Annotated in this window: 15 protein-coding genes; 14 read left to right on the forward strand and 1 reads right to left on the reverse strand. The window is 66.8% G+C overall.

Features of this window, described 5'->3' with window-relative positions; translation table 11 throughout:
* Window positions 1–4 precede the first annotated feature (4 nt).
* Together M9980_RS05075 and M9980_RS05080 are read left to right on the forward strand one after the other, a co-directional pair.
* Complete coding sequence (locus M9980_RS05075) at window positions 5–736, forward strand: phosphatidylserine decarboxylase (protein WP_250754093.1); 732 nt, start codon at window positions 5–7, stop codon at window positions 734–736.
* 82 nt (window positions 737–818) lie between these two features.
* Window positions 819–1,565 (forward strand): CDP-alcohol phosphatidyltransferase family protein, encoded by a 747-nt coding sequence (locus M9980_RS05080; RefSeq protein ID WP_250754094.1) that lies wholly within the window; start codon window positions 819–821, stop codon window positions 1,563–1,565.
* Here the strand turns inward: M9980_RS05080 and M9980_RS05085 are convergent.
* Window positions 1,516–1,737: a hypothetical protein gene (locus M9980_RS05085; RefSeq protein WP_250754097.1), complete on the reverse strand. Its 222-nt coding sequence runs from the start codon at window positions 1,735–1,737 to the stop codon at window positions 1,516–1,518. The two genes, M9980_RS05080 and M9980_RS05085, sit on opposite strands and share 50 nt — an antisense overlap.
* A gap of 304 nt (window positions 1,738–2,041) precedes the next feature.
* Here M9980_RS05085 and rpsB point away from each other — a divergent pair, with 304 nt between their 5' ends.
* The 12 genes from rpsB to fabZ all read left to right on the forward strand — a co-directional run bounded on the left by rpsB (window position 2,042) and on the right by fabZ (window position 13,845).
* Entirely contained in the window at window positions 2,042–2,923 is an 882-nt protein-coding gene (gene rpsB, locus M9980_RS05090) for a 30S ribosomal protein S2 (RefSeq protein ID WP_250754099.1), read from the forward strand.
* A gap of 85 nt (window positions 2,924–3,008) precedes the next feature.
* Window positions 3,009–3,944 (forward strand): translation elongation factor Ts, encoded by a 936-nt coding sequence (gene tsf / locus M9980_RS05095; RefSeq protein ID WP_250754102.1) that lies wholly within the window; start codon window positions 3,009–3,011, stop codon window positions 3,942–3,944.
* A gap of 185 nt (window positions 3,945–4,129) precedes the next feature.
* Entirely contained in the window at window positions 4,130–4,687 is a 558-nt protein-coding gene (locus tag M9980_RS05100; RefSeq protein ID WP_250754104.1) for an aspartyl/asparaginyl beta-hydroxylase domain-containing protein, read from the forward strand.
* 120 nt (window positions 4,688–4,807) lie between these two features.
* Window positions 4,808–5,527, forward strand: coding sequence for a UMP kinase (gene pyrH / locus M9980_RS05105; RefSeq protein ID WP_250754107.1), 720 nt, complete (start codon window positions 4,808–4,810; stop codon window positions 5,525–5,527).
* A gap of 12 nt (window positions 5,528–5,539) precedes the next feature.
* A complete protein-coding gene (frr, locus tag M9980_RS05110) occupies window positions 5,540–6,097 on the forward strand; it encodes a ribosome recycling factor (protein ID WP_250754110.1) in 558 nt (185 codons plus the stop codon).
* Window positions 6,098–6,203: 106 nt separating this feature from the next.
* Window positions 6,204–6,872 (forward strand): polyprenyl diphosphate synthase, encoded by a 669-nt coding sequence (gene uppS / locus M9980_RS05115; protein ID WP_250755072.1) that lies wholly within the window; start codon window positions 6,204–6,206, stop codon window positions 6,870–6,872.
* Window positions 6,873–6,876: 4 nt separating this feature from the next.
* Window positions 6,877–7,644 carry a phosphatidate cytidylyltransferase gene (locus M9980_RS05120; RefSeq protein WP_250754112.1) on the forward strand — a complete coding sequence of 256 codons (768 nt, stop codon included), beginning with the start codon at window positions 6,877–6,879 and terminating at the stop codon, window positions 7,642–7,644.
* Window positions 7,641–8,810 carry a 1-deoxy-D-xylulose-5-phosphate reductoisomerase gene (locus M9980_RS05125; RefSeq protein WP_250754115.1) on the forward strand — a complete coding sequence of 390 codons (1,170 nt, stop codon included), beginning with the start codon at window positions 7,641–7,643 and terminating at the stop codon, window positions 8,808–8,810. Before M9980_RS05120 ends, M9980_RS05125 begins: the two co-directional genes overlap by 4 nt.
* Complete coding sequence (locus M9980_RS05130) at window positions 8,807–9,940, forward strand: M50 family metallopeptidase (RefSeq protein WP_250754118.1); 1,134 nt, start codon at window positions 8,807–8,809, stop codon at window positions 9,938–9,940. Before M9980_RS05125 ends, M9980_RS05130 begins: the two co-directional genes overlap by 4 nt.
* Window positions 9,941–10,031: 91 nt before the next feature.
* On the forward strand, window positions 10,032–12,752 hold the full coding sequence (bamA, locus tag M9980_RS05135; protein ID WP_250754120.1) for an outer membrane protein assembly factor BamA: 2,721 nt from the start codon (window positions 10,032–10,034) through the stop codon (window positions 12,750–12,752).
* On the forward strand, window positions 12,752–13,366 hold the full coding sequence (locus M9980_RS05140; protein WP_250754123.1) for an OmpH/Skp family outer membrane protein: 615 nt from the start codon (window positions 12,752–12,754) through the stop codon (window positions 13,364–13,366). Before bamA ends, M9980_RS05140 begins: the two co-directional genes overlap by 1 nt.
* Window positions 13,363–13,845 (forward strand): 3-hydroxyacyl-ACP dehydratase FabZ, encoded by a 483-nt coding sequence (gene fabZ / locus M9980_RS05145; protein WP_250754126.1) that lies wholly within the window; start codon window positions 13,363–13,365, stop codon window positions 13,843–13,845. The genes M9980_RS05140 and fabZ overlap by 4 nt, the downstream gene beginning before the upstream one ends.
* Window positions 13,846–13,859: the final 14 nt, after the last annotated feature.

Raw genomic sequence — 13,859 nt, forward strand, 5'->3', positions numbered from 1 at the left:
GCGCATGACATCTCTCGAAAAGCCCGCTGTCGGAACCTCGACGGTCAAGTGGCGGTTTCCCGGGGTCCACCCGGAAGGTCGCAAATACGTCCTGATCGCCGCCGGCATCACGCTGCTCCTCACCTGGCTGATCTCGAACGTGCTGTTCTGGCCGCTGCTGGGCGTGACAATCTGGGTCGCCGCGTTCTTCCGCGATCCGGTGCGCGTGACGCCGCAGGGCGAGGGGCTGGTGGTTTCGCCCGCCGACGGGCTGGTCACGATGATCGAGCGCGTGCCGGTACCGCCTGAGATGGCCGGCCCGAACGGGCTGGGCGACGCGCCGCTCGTCCGCGTGTCGATCTTCATGTCGGTGTTCGACGTCCACATCAACCGCACGCCGATCTCGGGCACGATCCGCCAAGTCGTCTATATCTCCGGCAAGTTCCTGAACGCCGACCTCGACAAGGCGAGCGACGAGAACGAGCGCCAGCATTTCGTCGTCGAGGGCAGCGACGGACGCAAGGTCGGCTTCACCCAGATCGCCGGCCTGGTCGCGCGCCGCATCGTTACTTTCACCAAGGTCGGCGACATCGTCGCAGTGGGGCAGCGCATCGGTCTGATCCGCTTCGGCAGCCGCGTCGATGTGTATTTGCCCGACGGGACCGAGCCGCAGGTCGCGCTCGGCCAGCGCGCCGTTGCAGGCGAAACCGTGATCGGGCGGACCGGCGTGCAGAAGGCCATCGGCATTGCTCAGTGATTTCGGGCCCGAGCGCGATATAGATGCGGGCAACGGTCTCAAACGCCCGCGCCGGTTGCGAAGGTCGCCGCGCGGCATTCCGTTGCGCGCCGTCGCACCTAACGCGATCACCGCGCTGGCGCTCTGCTTCGGCCTCACCGCCATCCGCTACGCCATCGGCGGAGAATGGGAGCGGGCGGTGGCGTTCATCATGGCGGCGGGTGTCCTCGACGGCATCGATGGCCGCATCGCCCGGCTGTTGCGCGGCGAAAGCCGGTTCGGTGCGGAGCTCGATTCGCTTGCCGACGCCATCGACTTCGGCGTGTCGCCGGCGATCGTCGTCTATCTCTGGTCGCTGCAGACCTCGCCCCGGCTCGGCTGGATCTGCGCGCTCGTCTATGCGGTGTTCTGCGCGCTGCGTCTGGCGCGATTCAACGCCCAGATCGATACGTCCGAGCAGCCGCACAAGTCAGCGGGCTTTCTCACCGGCATTCCGGCGCCCGCCGGCGCAGGGCTGGCGATGCTGCCGCTGTACTTGTGGTTCATCACCGGAGAGCCCGTGCTGCGTTCACCGTGGCTGGTCGGCCCTTGGCTGGCGCTGATCGCGGTGCTGATGGTGTCGAGCGTCGCCACCTACAGCTGGTCGTCGCTCAAGCTGCGCCGGAATATCCGCTTCGAAGCGATTGTGGTTGCGGTCGCGATTTGTGCCGCGCTGATTTCAGCGCCGTGGCAGACGCTCAGCGTCGTTTGCGTCCTGTACCTGCTAACCCTGCCGTTCAGCGCCCGCAGCTATATGCGGATCAGGCGGCAGCGCGCTGCGGCGACGGCGCCGACGAACGCCGCACCCTGACGTCGCGCATCACGCTGCGGGCCGGGGCATAGGCGGCCTGGCTTGGCAGCGCGACAGGGCCATTCCCAAGCAGATCGCGGATGCGCGGCGCCTGCGGGGCGACCGTCGCCCAAAGCGTCCATGCCGAAGCGGCGAACGCTGCGCCGAAGACCAGGAAAGAAATCACCGCCATCACAGGCTCCTCGAGTGAGTACCGCTTGCCCGAAACTCTCCGCCGCAGACGCTCGACAATCGTCGAAGGTTCCAAAAACCGCGTCTGAAGAGAGCGTGTTCCTTGCCTAAACCCTGTATGTTCCATATCCGTTCCGTATGTCAAGCAGCGATCGTTGCGCACGTGTGGCTTGCAATCCGCCCCCGGCTCGACTAAGCGCGCCGCCTCAACCCCGCATGGGAAGCACATAACCCGGTGCCCGGCGGCGTCTCGACGCCCGCTTGGTCATCGCTTCCCAGAGGCTTAACCGGAAAGGATCTATCCTATGGCGGCACCTGTCGTCTCCATGCAGGCATTGCTCGAATCGGGCGCACACTTCGGCCACCAGACGCACCGCTGGAACCCGAAGATGAAGCCGTATATCTTCGGCGACCGCAACGGCATCCACATCCTCGACCTGTCGCAGACCGTGCCGCTGTTCGCGCGCGCTCTCGAATTCGTCAGCTCGACCGTCGCCTCAGGCGGCAAGGTGCTGTTCGTCGGCACCAAGCGCCAGGCCCAGGAGCCGATCGCCGAGTCGGCCCGTCGCGCCGGCCAGCACTTCGTCAACCACCGCTGGCTGGGCGGCATGCTCACCAACTGGAAGACGATTTCGGGCTCGATCAAGCGCCTGAAGACCCTCGAGGAGCAGCTGTCGGGTGACACTGCCGGCCTGACCAAGAAGGAAGTCCTCCAGCTCACCCGCGAGAAGGACAAGCTCGAGCTCAGCCTGGGCGGCATCCGCGACATGGGCGGCGTTCCCGACATCATGTTCGTGATCGACGCGAACAAGGAAGAGCTGGCGATCAAGGAAGCCAATACGCTCGGCATCCCCGTCGTCGCGATCCTCGATTCGAACGTGTCGCCGGACGGCATCGCTTTCCCGGTGCCGGCGAACGACGACGCCTCGCGCGCCATCCGCCTGTACTGCGAGGCGATCGCGATCGCCGCGACCCGTGGCAACCAGGAGCAGCAGCAGCGCCGCGGCGTCGATGTCGGCTCGATGGACACGCCGCCCGCCGAGGAAGCGCTGAGCCGTGACCCGATCGTCGAGGAGGCTCCGGCCACCCCGGCAGCCGAAGTCGCCGCGACCGGCGATGCCGAGGCGCCCGCCGCCGAGACGCATCCGGAAGCAGCCGCCGAGGGCGAGCGCCAGATCGACGCGTAAGTGTCGCCGGACTGAAACATCGGCGGGGCAGGGCGTGAACCGTCCTGTCCCGCCGCGTTCGTATTAAACGAGAAGGAATTTCGACATGGCCGATATCACGGCAGCGATGGTCAAGGATCTGCGCGAAAAGAGCGGCGCAGGCATGATGGATTGCAAGAAGGCGCTGACCGAGACCGGCGGCGACATTGACGCCGCGGTCGACTGGCTGCGCACCAAGGGTCTGGCCGCTGCCGACAAGAAGTCCAGCCGCACTGCCGCCGAAGGTCTGGTCGGCGTCGCCGTGGCGGGCACCAAGGGCGTCGCGGTCGAGGTGAATTCGCAGACCGACTTCGTCGCCAAGAACGAGATTTTCCAGGCTTTCGTCCGCGAAGTCACCGTAATCGCGCTCGAGACGGGAGATGACGTCGAGGCGCTGAAGGGCGCGACGATGCAGCAGGGCGGCACCGTCGGCGACGTGCTGGTGAACAACATCGCCACGATCGGCGAGAACCAGGTGCTGCGCCGCGCGAAGTCGGTATCGGTGTCGAAGGGTGCGGTGATCCCGTACGTCCACAACGCCGCGGCACCGGGCCTGGGCAAGATCGGCGTGCTCGTCGCGCTGGAATCGGACGCCGGCGTCGACGTGCTCGAACCGCTGGGCAAGCAGATCGCGATGCATGTCGCCGCCGCCTTCCCGCTGGCGCTGTCGATCGACGATCTCGACCCCGAGGTCGTCGAGCGCGAGGCGGCGATCCTGCGCGAGAAGAATGCCGATAAGATCGTCGGCAAGTCGGTCGAGGTCGCCGAAAAGATCCTCAACGGCCCGATCGAGAAGTTCAAGAAGGCCAACGCCCTGCTGACCCAGGAATTCGTCATGGACGGCAAGACGCCGGTCGGTGACGTCATCGCGAAGGCAGGCAAGGACGCCGGCACCACGATCACGCTGGTCGATTATGTCCGCTTCCAGCTCGGCGAAGGCATCGAGAAGGAAGAGAGCGACTTCGCAGCCGAGGTCGCCGCGACCGCCGGTATCAAGAATTGAGGCGCCTGACTGCCCGCGCGCGGGCATGAAGGTTCCGGACGGGCCGGGCTGTCGCCGCGACAGCCCGGCCCGTTTCGCATCCGGAGGTTGTGCGACCCCGCATCCCGCCATAGGCTGCTGACCGCTATGGCGAGCGAGAGGGGAAGGGCCGCGGGATGGCGTTAGTTGTCGAGAAACCGAGTTCCGTGCGGGATCTGGGCGCCGTCGATATCGACCGGCTGCTGGAGGCGGTCGAGAACATCCCGGAACGATTCTGGGCGGCGGAGGACGCGAAGAAGGACAACGACTTCGCGTGCTTTCATCACACCCGGCACATCCTGTTCCGCTTCGTGCCCTCCGACCTCGAGCCCTGGGACCACCACGACAAGCCGATGTGGCAGGTGTGGAAGCGCCTGCTGCTGCCGGTGATGGAACAGGCGATCCGGCCTTACGGCTTCACCGCGCCCGAATATGCCAAGGCGATGTTCGCGCGGCTGGGCGCGGGCAGTCACATCAACCGCCACCGCGACGGGCTGGGCACCAACTTGCGCACCCACAAGATCCACGTGCCGCTGGTGACGAATCCGCTGGCCATGCTGGAAGCCGGCGGCAGGATCGTGCATCTCGAGCGCGGGCGCGCCTACGAAGTAAACAACATCGCGCCGCACGCCGCGCAGAACGACGGCACCGAGGACCGCATCCACTTCATCTTCGAGGTGTATGAGGGCGCGCAGGATCGCACCCCGGCGGTCGCCGCCGAATAGCGCGCCACTCGCACGAGGATGGCCGCGCGATCCCCCAAGCATGGGTTGGCAAGGCGCCGCGCGGCCACTAGGGTCCGCGCCAATCCTTCCGTATCTGTTGCAACGAGTTTTGCCCGTCCCATGAACACGCCTGCATTCAAGCGCATCCTGCTGAAACTGTCGGGCGAGGTGCTGATGGGCGAGGGGGGGTTGTCGATCGATCCCGACGTCATCGCCCGCGTCGCTGCAGAGATCGCCGATGTCCGCGCGCAGGGGTATGAACTCTGCGTCGTCGTCGGCGGCGGCAACATCTTTCGCGGCATCTCGGGCGCGGCGCGCGGCATGGACCGGGCGACCGGCGACTATATGGGCATGCTCGCGACCGTTATGAATGCGCTCGCCGTGCAGAACGCGCTCGAGCAGATCGGTGTCGAGACGCGGGTCCAGTCGGCGATCCCGATGGCGAGCGTATGCGAACCCTTCATCCGCCGCCGTGCCGAGCGTCATCTGGAAAAGGGGCGGATCGTGATCTTTGCCGCCGGGGTGGGATCGCCGTTCTTTACTACCGATTCGGGTGCTGCGCTGCGTGCCGCCGAGATGAAGTGCGACGCCCTGTTCAAGGGGACGTCGGTCGATGGCGTCTATGATGCCGATCCGAAGAAGGTGCCGACTGCGACGCGTTACGAAACAGTGACCTACGACCGTGTCCTGTCGGACAATCTGAAGGTCATGGATGCGAGCGCGGTGGCCTTGTGCCGTGACAACAATATTCCGATCGTCGTGTTCAACATCCGCGAGCGCGGTAACCTGGCCCGCGTGCTGCGCGGTCAGGCGACCGCGACGATCGTTCAGGCCGCATAGGAGAGACTTGCAGTGGCAGCTTACGACAAGGCCGACCTCGAGCGCCGCATGGCGGGCGCAGTCGAGGCGCTGAAGCACGATCTGGTCGGCCTGCGCACGGGCCGTGCGTCGGTGAACCTGCTCGATCCGGTGACGGTCGAGGTGTACGGCGCGCACATGCCGATCAACCAGGTCGCGACCGTCTCGGCGCCCGAGCCGCGGCTGCTGTCGGTGCAGGTGTGGGACAAGACCAATGTCGGCCCGGTCGACAAGGCGATCCGTTCGGCGGGGCTGGGGCTCAATCCCATCGTCGATGGCACCACGCTGCGCCTGCCGATCCCCGACCTGACCGAGGAGCGCCGCAAGGAGCTCGCCAAGCTGTCGGGCAAATATGCCGAAGCCGCCCGCATCGCCGCGCGCAACGTCCGCCGCGACGGCATGGACAATCTGAAGACCGACGAGAAGAAGGGCGTGTTCGGCGAAGACGAGCGCAAGCGCCACGAAACCGAGGTCCAGAAGCTGACCGACGCCACCATCGCCGACATCGACGCCGCGGCAGCTGCCAAGGAAAAGGAAATCCTGGGCAAGTGACGCGCGAACGGCGCTTCGCGTCGTTCAGGCCGTGCCGGGGGCATGGCCGGCGCGGCACTCACGAGGCCGCGGGCCTGTGACCACGCCCCGCCACGTCGCGATCATCATGGACGGCAACGGTCGCTGGGCGAAGGCCCGGCTGCTGCCGCGCATCGCCGGCCATCGCAAGGGCGTGGAGGCGGTGCGCCGCGTGGCGCGCGCTGCCCGGACGCTCGGCATCGAGGTGCTGACGCTCTACGCCTTTTCGTCGGAGAATTGGCGCCGCCCGGCGGACGAGGTCGGCGACCTGATGGGGCTGCTGCGGCGCTTCATCCAGGAGGATATCGACGAATTCGATCGTGAGGGCGTGAAGGTGGCCGTCATCGGCGAGTATCGCCGGCTGGCGCCCGATCTTGTCGACATGATCGACGCCGCGGTCGCGCGCACCGCGGGCAATCCGGGCCCAACGCTGGTGATTGCGCTCAACTATGGCTCGCAGGCAGAAATCGCCGCCGCCGCCCGCATCCTGGCAACGCGCGTGGCCACGGGCGAGATCGCTGCCGACGCGATCGACGAAGCCGCGTTCGAGGCCGCCTTGCCGAGCGGCACGCTGCCGCCGGTCGACCTGCTGATCCGCACGTCGGGCGAACAGCGGTTGTCCAATTTCCTGCTGTGGCAGGCGGCCTATGCCGAACTGCTGTTCGTCGACACGCTGTGGCCCGATTTCGACGCGGATGCGCTGAAGTCGGCGCTCGTCGCCTTCGCCGGGCGCCAGCGCCGGTTCGGGGGATTGTGACGCCGTGAACGACCTTCCTCGCAAGACTGCGGTGGCGATCGTGCTGCTGGTCCTCGCCGGGCTGGCGCTGTGGTATGGCGGCCTCGGCTTCTGGTTGCTGGCGGTGGTCGCGGGCATTTTGATGATGGGCGAATGGGCCGATTTGCACGGCGCGACCGCGACGCAGCGGCGCCTTGCGCAATTCGCGCTGTCGGTGCCGCTGGCGGTGCTGTGTCCGCTGGCGGCGGGGCCGATTCCGCTGGTGATCGGACTGATCGCCGGTGCAGGTTTCTTCATCGCGGCGACGACGCGCAAGCCGGGGCTGGGCTGGGGCGCGGTCTATGTCGGGCTGCCGGCGTTCGCGCTGGTGCTGATGCGCGAGCAGCCGGGCGGACTGCTGCTGACGCTGTGGGCGATGTCGCTGGTGTGGGCGACCGACACCGGCGCCTATTTCTCGGGCCGGCTGATCGGCGGGCCCAAGATCGCGCCGTCGATCAGCCCGAAAAAGACCTGGGCCGGGCTGATCGGCGGGGCGATCGCCGCTACGCTGCTGGCGTTCGCGCTCCACGCCCATGCCGGGCTGCCGTTCGGGTTCGTGATGGCGACCCCCGTGCTGGCGGTCGTCGCGCAAGCCGGGGACTTCTACGAAAGCTGGCTGAAGCGCCGCGCGGGCGTGAAGGATTCGAGCAACCTGCTGCCCGGACACGGCGGCGTGCTCGATCGGCTCGACGGCCTCGTGCCGGTGGCGATCGTCGCGGCGGCGATGGTGGAGGCCACGCTGTGGCTGGCGTGAAGCGCGTCACCATCCTGGGCGCGACCGGATCGGTCGGGACATCGACGCTCGACCTGATCGAGCGGCAGCCGGACGCCTTCGACGTGCTCGCGCTGACCGCCAATTGCGACGTCGAGGGGCTGGCGAAGGCGGCGATCCGCACGCGCGCGCAACGCGCCGTCGTTGCCGACGAAGGCTGCCTCGACGCGCTGCAGGCGGCATTAGCCGGCACCGGTATCGAGGCCGCGGGCGGCACGCAGGCGGTGTGCGACGCTGCGGCGATGGGCGCCGACTGGACGATGGCGGCGATCGTCGGCTGCGCGGGGCTTAAGCCGGTCATGGCCGCACTCGAGGGTGGCAGGGCGGTCGCGCTCGCCAACAAGGAGGCGCTGGTGTCCGCCGGCGACGTCATGACGGCGGCGGCGACGCGCGCTGGCGCGACGTTGCTGCCGGTCGATTCCGAACACAATGCGATCTTCCAGTGTCTGGAGCCTGCCAATCGCGACCGCATCCGCCGCATCGTCCTGACCGCGAGCGGCGGGCCGTTCCGCGACTGGCCGACCGATCGGATGCACAGCATCACGCCCGCGCAGGCGGTCGCGCATCCCAATTGGTCGATGGGCGCGAAAATCTCGGTCGATTCGGCGACGATGATGAACAAGGGGCTCGAACTGATCGAGGCGCGCCACCTGTTCGCGGTGCTCCCCGACCAGCTGGAGGTGATCGTCCATCGCCAGTCCGTGATCCATTCGATGGTCGAATATGTCGACGGATCGATACTGGCGCAGCTCGGCCCGCCCGACATGCGCGTGCCGATTGCGCATGCGCTGGCGTGGCCGGAGCGGATGGCGACGCCGCTCGGGCCGCTCGACCTCGCCGGCATCGGACGGCTCGATTTCGAGGCGGCGGACGAGGATCGTTTCCCGGCGCTCCGGCTCGCGCGGCAGGCGATGGTCGCGGGCGGTGCGCGCCCGGCGATCCTGAACGCGGCGAACGAGGTCGCGGTGGCCGCATTCCTGGGCGGGCGCATCGGCTTCCTCGAAATTGCCGCAATCGTCGCCGATACGCTGGACGCCTATGATCCGGGTTCGCCGGACAGCCTGGATGCGGTGCTGGATGTCGATGCGGGGGCACGACGGATAGCGGCGGATCGTGTAGAGGGCGGCGTCGCTAGGATGAGTGCGTGATCGAAGCTCCCGGAATTCCCCTGACCGTCATCGCGTTCCTGCTGCTGCTGGGGCCGCTGGTGTTCATCCACGAGCTTGGCCATTATCTTGCCGGGCGCTGGTTCGGGGTGAAGGCGGACGAATTCTCGGTCGGCTTCGGGCGCGAGATCGCGGGCTTCACCGACCGGCGCGGCACGCGGTGGAAGTTCGGGTGGCTGCCGCTCGGCGGATATGTGAAGTTCGCCGGCGACATGAGCCCGGCGAGCCAGCCGACCGCCGACTGGTTGCAACTGCCCGCTGCCGAACGCGCGCGCACCTTTCAAGCGAAACCGCTGTGGCAGCGCGCGATTATCGTCGCCGCCGGGCCGTTCATCAATCTGGCGCTGGCGGTACTGATCCTCGCAGGCTTCGCGCTCGCCTATGGCCAGAGCACGACCCCGCCGGTGGTTGGCGCGATCGAGCCGAACAGCGCCGCGGCAAAGGCCGGGGTGCGCCCGGGCGATCGTATCGCCAGCATCGGCGGCACCGGCATCGAACGGTTCGACGAGCTGAAGATGTACGCGGCGCTGCGCCCGGGTGAGAGGGTCGCGCTGAACGTGGTCCGCGACGGAAGCGTGAACACGTTGCCGCTGACCATCGGCACGCTCAAGCAAGCGGATCGCTGGGGCAACGCCTATCAGATCGGTCGCATCGGCATCGGGCCCGCTGAACCGGTCTGGTCGAAGGTGTCGCTGGTCGAAGCTCCCGTGGTCGGCGTCCGGCGCACGGGCGAAATCATTTCGATGATGGTAGACACCATCGGCCAGGTCATCACCGGACGCCGTTCGGTCAAGGAAATGGGCGGGCCGCTGCGGATCGCTCAGGTGTCCGGACAGCAGCTGTCGCTCGGCTGGCCCGAGTTCGTTTCGCTGATCGCGATGATCTCGATTAACTTGGGGTTCATCAACCTGTTGCCAGTCCCGATCCTCGATGGGGGGCATCTGATGTTCTACGCGGTCGAGGCGGTGCGGCGCCGGCCGCTCGGTGTGCGGGCACAGGAATGGGCTTTTCGCGGCGGGCTCGCGGCGATCCTGGCGCTGATGCTGCTGGTGACGATCAACGATCTCGGCGCATTCGGGCTGTGGCGTGGCATCGCCGGCTTGATCGGCTGACCCGCATGGGGCAGGGCGTGGGCCGCGTGTTTATTAGTGTTTCTGATTTTCGTTGGGGTGGGATTTGGTGAACTCGATGAAGGCCTCGACGATGTCCGCGCGTGCCGCCGCGGCACTGATGACCGGCACGATCCTTGCCGGCCTGCCGCTCGCTGCCCAGGCGCAGACCCCTCCGCCTGCACCGCAGGTCGCGGCACCGCCTGCGGCGGCGCCCCTCGAGCAGCGCACGATCAAGTCGATCCGTGTCGAGGGTTCTCAGCGCGTCGAGCCGGAAACCGTGCTCAGCTACACGCGCCTGCGCGTCGGCCAAGCCTACACCAACGAAAGCGTCGATCAGGCGATCAAGGACCTGCTGGCGTCCGACCTGCTGGCCGACGTCTCGATCGCCGGCGTCGAGACCGGCGACCTGGTCATCCGCATCCGCGAGAACCCGATCATCAACCGCGTGGTGCTGGAGGGCAACAAGCGGCTGAAGAACGACAAGATCGAGAAGGAGCTGAAGCTCAAGCCGCGGCAGATCTTCACCCGCACCGCGGTGCGCGCCGACGTCGCGCGCATCATCGAGCTGTACCGCCGCCAGGGCCGGTTCGCCGCGGTGGTGGAGCCCAAGCAGGTCAGCCTGGACCAGAACCGCGTCGACGTGATCTTCGAGATTCGCGAGGGGCCGAAGTCCAAGGTCCGCCAGATCAACATTATCGGCAACGAGGTGTTCGACGACGGCGAGCTGCGCAAGCAGATGGCGACCAAGGAAGCGCGGCTGCTGACGATCCTGTCGTCGAACACGTCTTACGACCAGGACCGGCTGGCATACGATCAGCAGAAGCTGCGCCAGTTCTATCTGACGGAGGGCTATGCCGATTTCCGCGTCATCTCCGCGGTCGCCGAGCTGACGCCCGACAAGCGCGACTTCATCATCACCTACGTCGTCGAGGAAGGGCCGCGCTACAAGTTCGGCGACGTCACCGTCGACAGCGAGATCCGGGACTTCAACAACACGACGCTCGCCGCGTCGCTGCCGATGAAGAAGGACGACTGGTACGACGCGAAGAAGGTCGAGGATTCGGTCGATCAGCTGCAGCAGGCCGCCGGCCTCTTCGGCTACGCCTTCTCCGAGGTCGAGCCCGAGTTCCAGCGCGACCGCGAAACGCTGACGATGGGGATCAACTTCCGCATCAAGGAAGCGAACCGCACCTACATCGAAAAGATCGACATCACCGGCAACACGCAGACGCAGGACAAGGTGATCCGGCGCGAGATGCGCGTGGCGGAGGGTGACGCGTTCAACACCTTCCTGGTGAAGCGGTCGACCGATCGCATCAACTCGCTCGGCTATTTCCAGGAAAAGTTCGAGATCGAGCAGAAGCCGGGTTCGGCGCCCGACCGCATCGTCCTCCAGGCGAATGTCGAGGAAAAGGCGACCGGCGAGCTGTCGCTGTCGGCGGGCTTCTCGAGCCTCGAGCGGTTCATCATCCAGGCCTCGGTCCGCCAGCGCAATTTCCGCGGCAAGGGCCAGGATCTGCGCGCGTCGGTAAACTACTCGACCTATTCGAAGTCGCTCGAACTGGGCTTCACCGAGCCCTATCTGTTCGACAAGAACATCGCGCTGGGCGGCACGATCTTCCGTCGCGACTACAATAATTTCAATTACGTCGGCCAGGAACGTCAGACGACCTATTCGCAGGTGTCGACCGGTTTCCAGCTGGCGACCGGCGTACCGCTGACCGAATATCTGACGCTGTCGGGCCGCTACAGCCTGACGCAGGACGATGTCGGGCTCGACCAGGCGACCTTCTTCACCAACGGCGTCTGCGATCCGGTGAAGGCGGGCCGCTATCTGTGCGACGCGATCGGCAATCGCCTGACGTCCTCGCTGGGCGTCAGCCTGAGCTACGACAGCCTCAACAGCCGCCTGCGGCCCTCGGCGGGCCAGCGCGTGACGCTGGGCGCCGACTTCGCGGGCCTCGGCGGCGACGTCAAATACATCCGCGGCAACGTCAATGCCGCCAAATACTGGGGCATCGGTCGCGGCTTCATCCTCTCGGCGACCGCCGAGGGCGGCTATATCCACAGCCTGGAAAAGAGCCGCGGTCCCGGCATCGACAAGGTCCGCATCACCGATCGCTTCTATCTGGGCGAGCCGCAGTTCCGCGGCTTCGACATCCGCGGCGTCGGCCCGCGGGTACAGCGCATCTCGTACACCGGCGATCCCTCGACCAACGACCAGGCGCTGATCACCGACCGCAACCAGATCGTCGACGATGCGCTGGGCGGTCGGGCCTATTACCTCGGCAAGCTGGAGCTCGAGCTGCCGCTCGGCGCCGGTGCGCGCGAGCTGGGCCTGCGTCCGTCGATCTTCATCCAGGCCGGCGCGCTGTTCGGAGTGACCCGCCCGCTGCCGACGCTCGCCTTCCCGCAGGCGCGCAATGCCGACGGCAGCCTGCGCTTCAACAAGGACGGCTCGCCGACGCTGCTGCCGCTGACGACCTTCGTGAAGGACGACCAGGGGCGCCAGCTGTACGTGGTGAACAATTCGGATTCCACCGTCGCCTATACCACCTGCGCGGTCGGGACCTCGGCGACGTTCGGGGGACCGTGCGTCGGCTCGCAGATAAATTCCCCGTTCACCCAGGACACGTCACCCTTCTTCGAGCGGTTCGTGGGCGATTCGGCCAAGCCGCGCCTGTCGATCGGTGTCGGCGTGAACTGGAATTCGCCGTTCGGCCCGCTGCGCATCGATTTGGCGAAGGCGCTGCTGAGCGAAACCGGCGACGACACGAAACTTCTGACTTTCAATGTAGGGACACAGTTCTGATGAAGACTTACCTTCTCTCGGCGGTCGCCGTTCTCGCGACCGTCGCTCCGGCCGCTGCGCAGCAGGTGCCCGACGCCAAGATCGCCGTCGTCGATACCGAGCGTCTGTTTGGCGAATGCACCGCCTGCAAGGCCGCGAACACCCAGCTCCAGACCCAGCGCCAGCAGCTCCAGACCAGCGCGCAGTCGCTCGGCACGCCGCTGCAGACCGAGGGTCAGGCGATCCAGACCGCGCTCAACGCCGCCAAGGGCACGCCCGACGCCGCTCTGCAGACGCGCATCACCGCGTTCGAGACGCGCCAGCGTTCCGCGCAGCAACAGCTGGCGACCCAGCAGCAGACGTTCGAGCGCAACGTCGCCTATGTCCGCCAGCAGATCGGCCAGAAGATCGGCCCGATCATCACGCAGGTCGCGCAGTCGCGCGGCGCGACGCTGGCGGTGGACAAGAACAACACGTTCTTCAACGCCCCCGCTGCCGAGATCACCGATGCCGTGCTCGCCCAGCTGAACGCCCAGCTGCCGAGCGTCAGCACCGTCGCACCTGCGGCGCCTGCAGCGACCACCCCGGCGGCCCCCGCCACGACCACGCCCGCGACGCCCCGCCGCGGTCGATGAGCGAGGAGACGGCAGCAGCGACCTCCATCGGCCCGCTCGATATCGCGCGGGTGATGGCGGCGCTGCCGCATCGCTATCCGATTCTGCTGGTCGACCGGGTAGAAGAGCTCGTGATCGACCAGCGCATCGTCGCGATCAAGGCGGTGTCGATGAATGAGGAGTTCTTCCAGGGGCATTTCCCCGGAAGGCCGATCATGCCCGGCGTCCTGCAGGTCGAGGCGCTGGCGCAGGCTGCCGGCGTGCTGGCGGTCGAGAGCCTCGGCCTCGCCGGATCTGGCAAGCTCGTCTATTTCATGTCGATCGATGGCGTGAAGTTCCGCAAGCCGGTCGAGCCGGGCGTGCTGCTGCGCCTCGAAGTCGAGTTCGTGCAAAAGCGGTCGCGCGTGTGCAAGTTCGCAGGGCGCGCGATGCTGGGTGACGATGTCGCCACCGAGTGCGAATTCACCGCGATGATCGCCGATCCGCCCAAGCAGGGCTGACCACCGCCGACCTT

The organism is Sphingomonas donggukensis (assembly GCF_023674425.1).
In the GTDB taxonomy this organism is placed as follows: Bacteria; Pseudomonadota; Alphaproteobacteria; order Sphingomonadales; family Sphingomonadaceae; genus Sphingomonas; species Sphingomonas donggukensis.

What these genes read in the sequence shown, in the direction of transcription:
- fabZ (WP_250754126.1), top strand. Translation starts at nt 13,363, where the DNA reads ATGAGCGAGGAGACGGCAGCAGCGACCTCCATCGGCCCGCTCGATATC.
- M9980_RS05140 (WP_250754123.1), top strand. Translation starts at nt 12,752, where the DNA reads ATGAAGACTTACCTTCTCTCGGCGGTCGCCGTTCTCGCGACCGTCGCT.
- M9980_RS05075 (WP_250754093.1), top strand. Translation starts at nt 5, where the DNA reads ATGACATCTCTCGAAAAGCCCGCTGTCGGAACCTCGACGGTCAAGTGG.
- M9980_RS05085 (WP_250754097.1), bottom strand. Translation starts at nt 1,737, where the DNA reads ATGGCGGTGATTTCTTTCCTGGTCTTCGGCGCAGCGTTCGCCGCTTCG.
- tsf (WP_250754102.1), top strand. Translation starts at nt 3,009, where the DNA reads ATGGCCGATATCACGGCAGCGATGGTCAAGGATCTGCGCGAAAAGAGC.
- rpsB (WP_250754099.1), top strand. Translation starts at nt 2,042, where the DNA reads ATGGCGGCACCTGTCGTCTCCATGCAGGCATTGCTCGAATCGGGCGCA.
- pyrH (WP_250754107.1), top strand. Translation starts at nt 4,808, where the DNA reads ATGAACACGCCTGCATTCAAGCGCATCCTGCTGAAACTGTCGGGCGAG.
- bamA (WP_250754120.1), top strand. Translation starts at nt 10,032, where the DNA reads ATGTCCGCGCGTGCCGCCGCGGCACTGATGACCGGCACGATCCTTGCC.
- uppS (WP_250755072.1), top strand. Translation starts at nt 6,204, where the DNA reads ATGGACGGCAACGGTCGCTGGGCGAAGGCCCGGCTGCTGCCGCGCATC.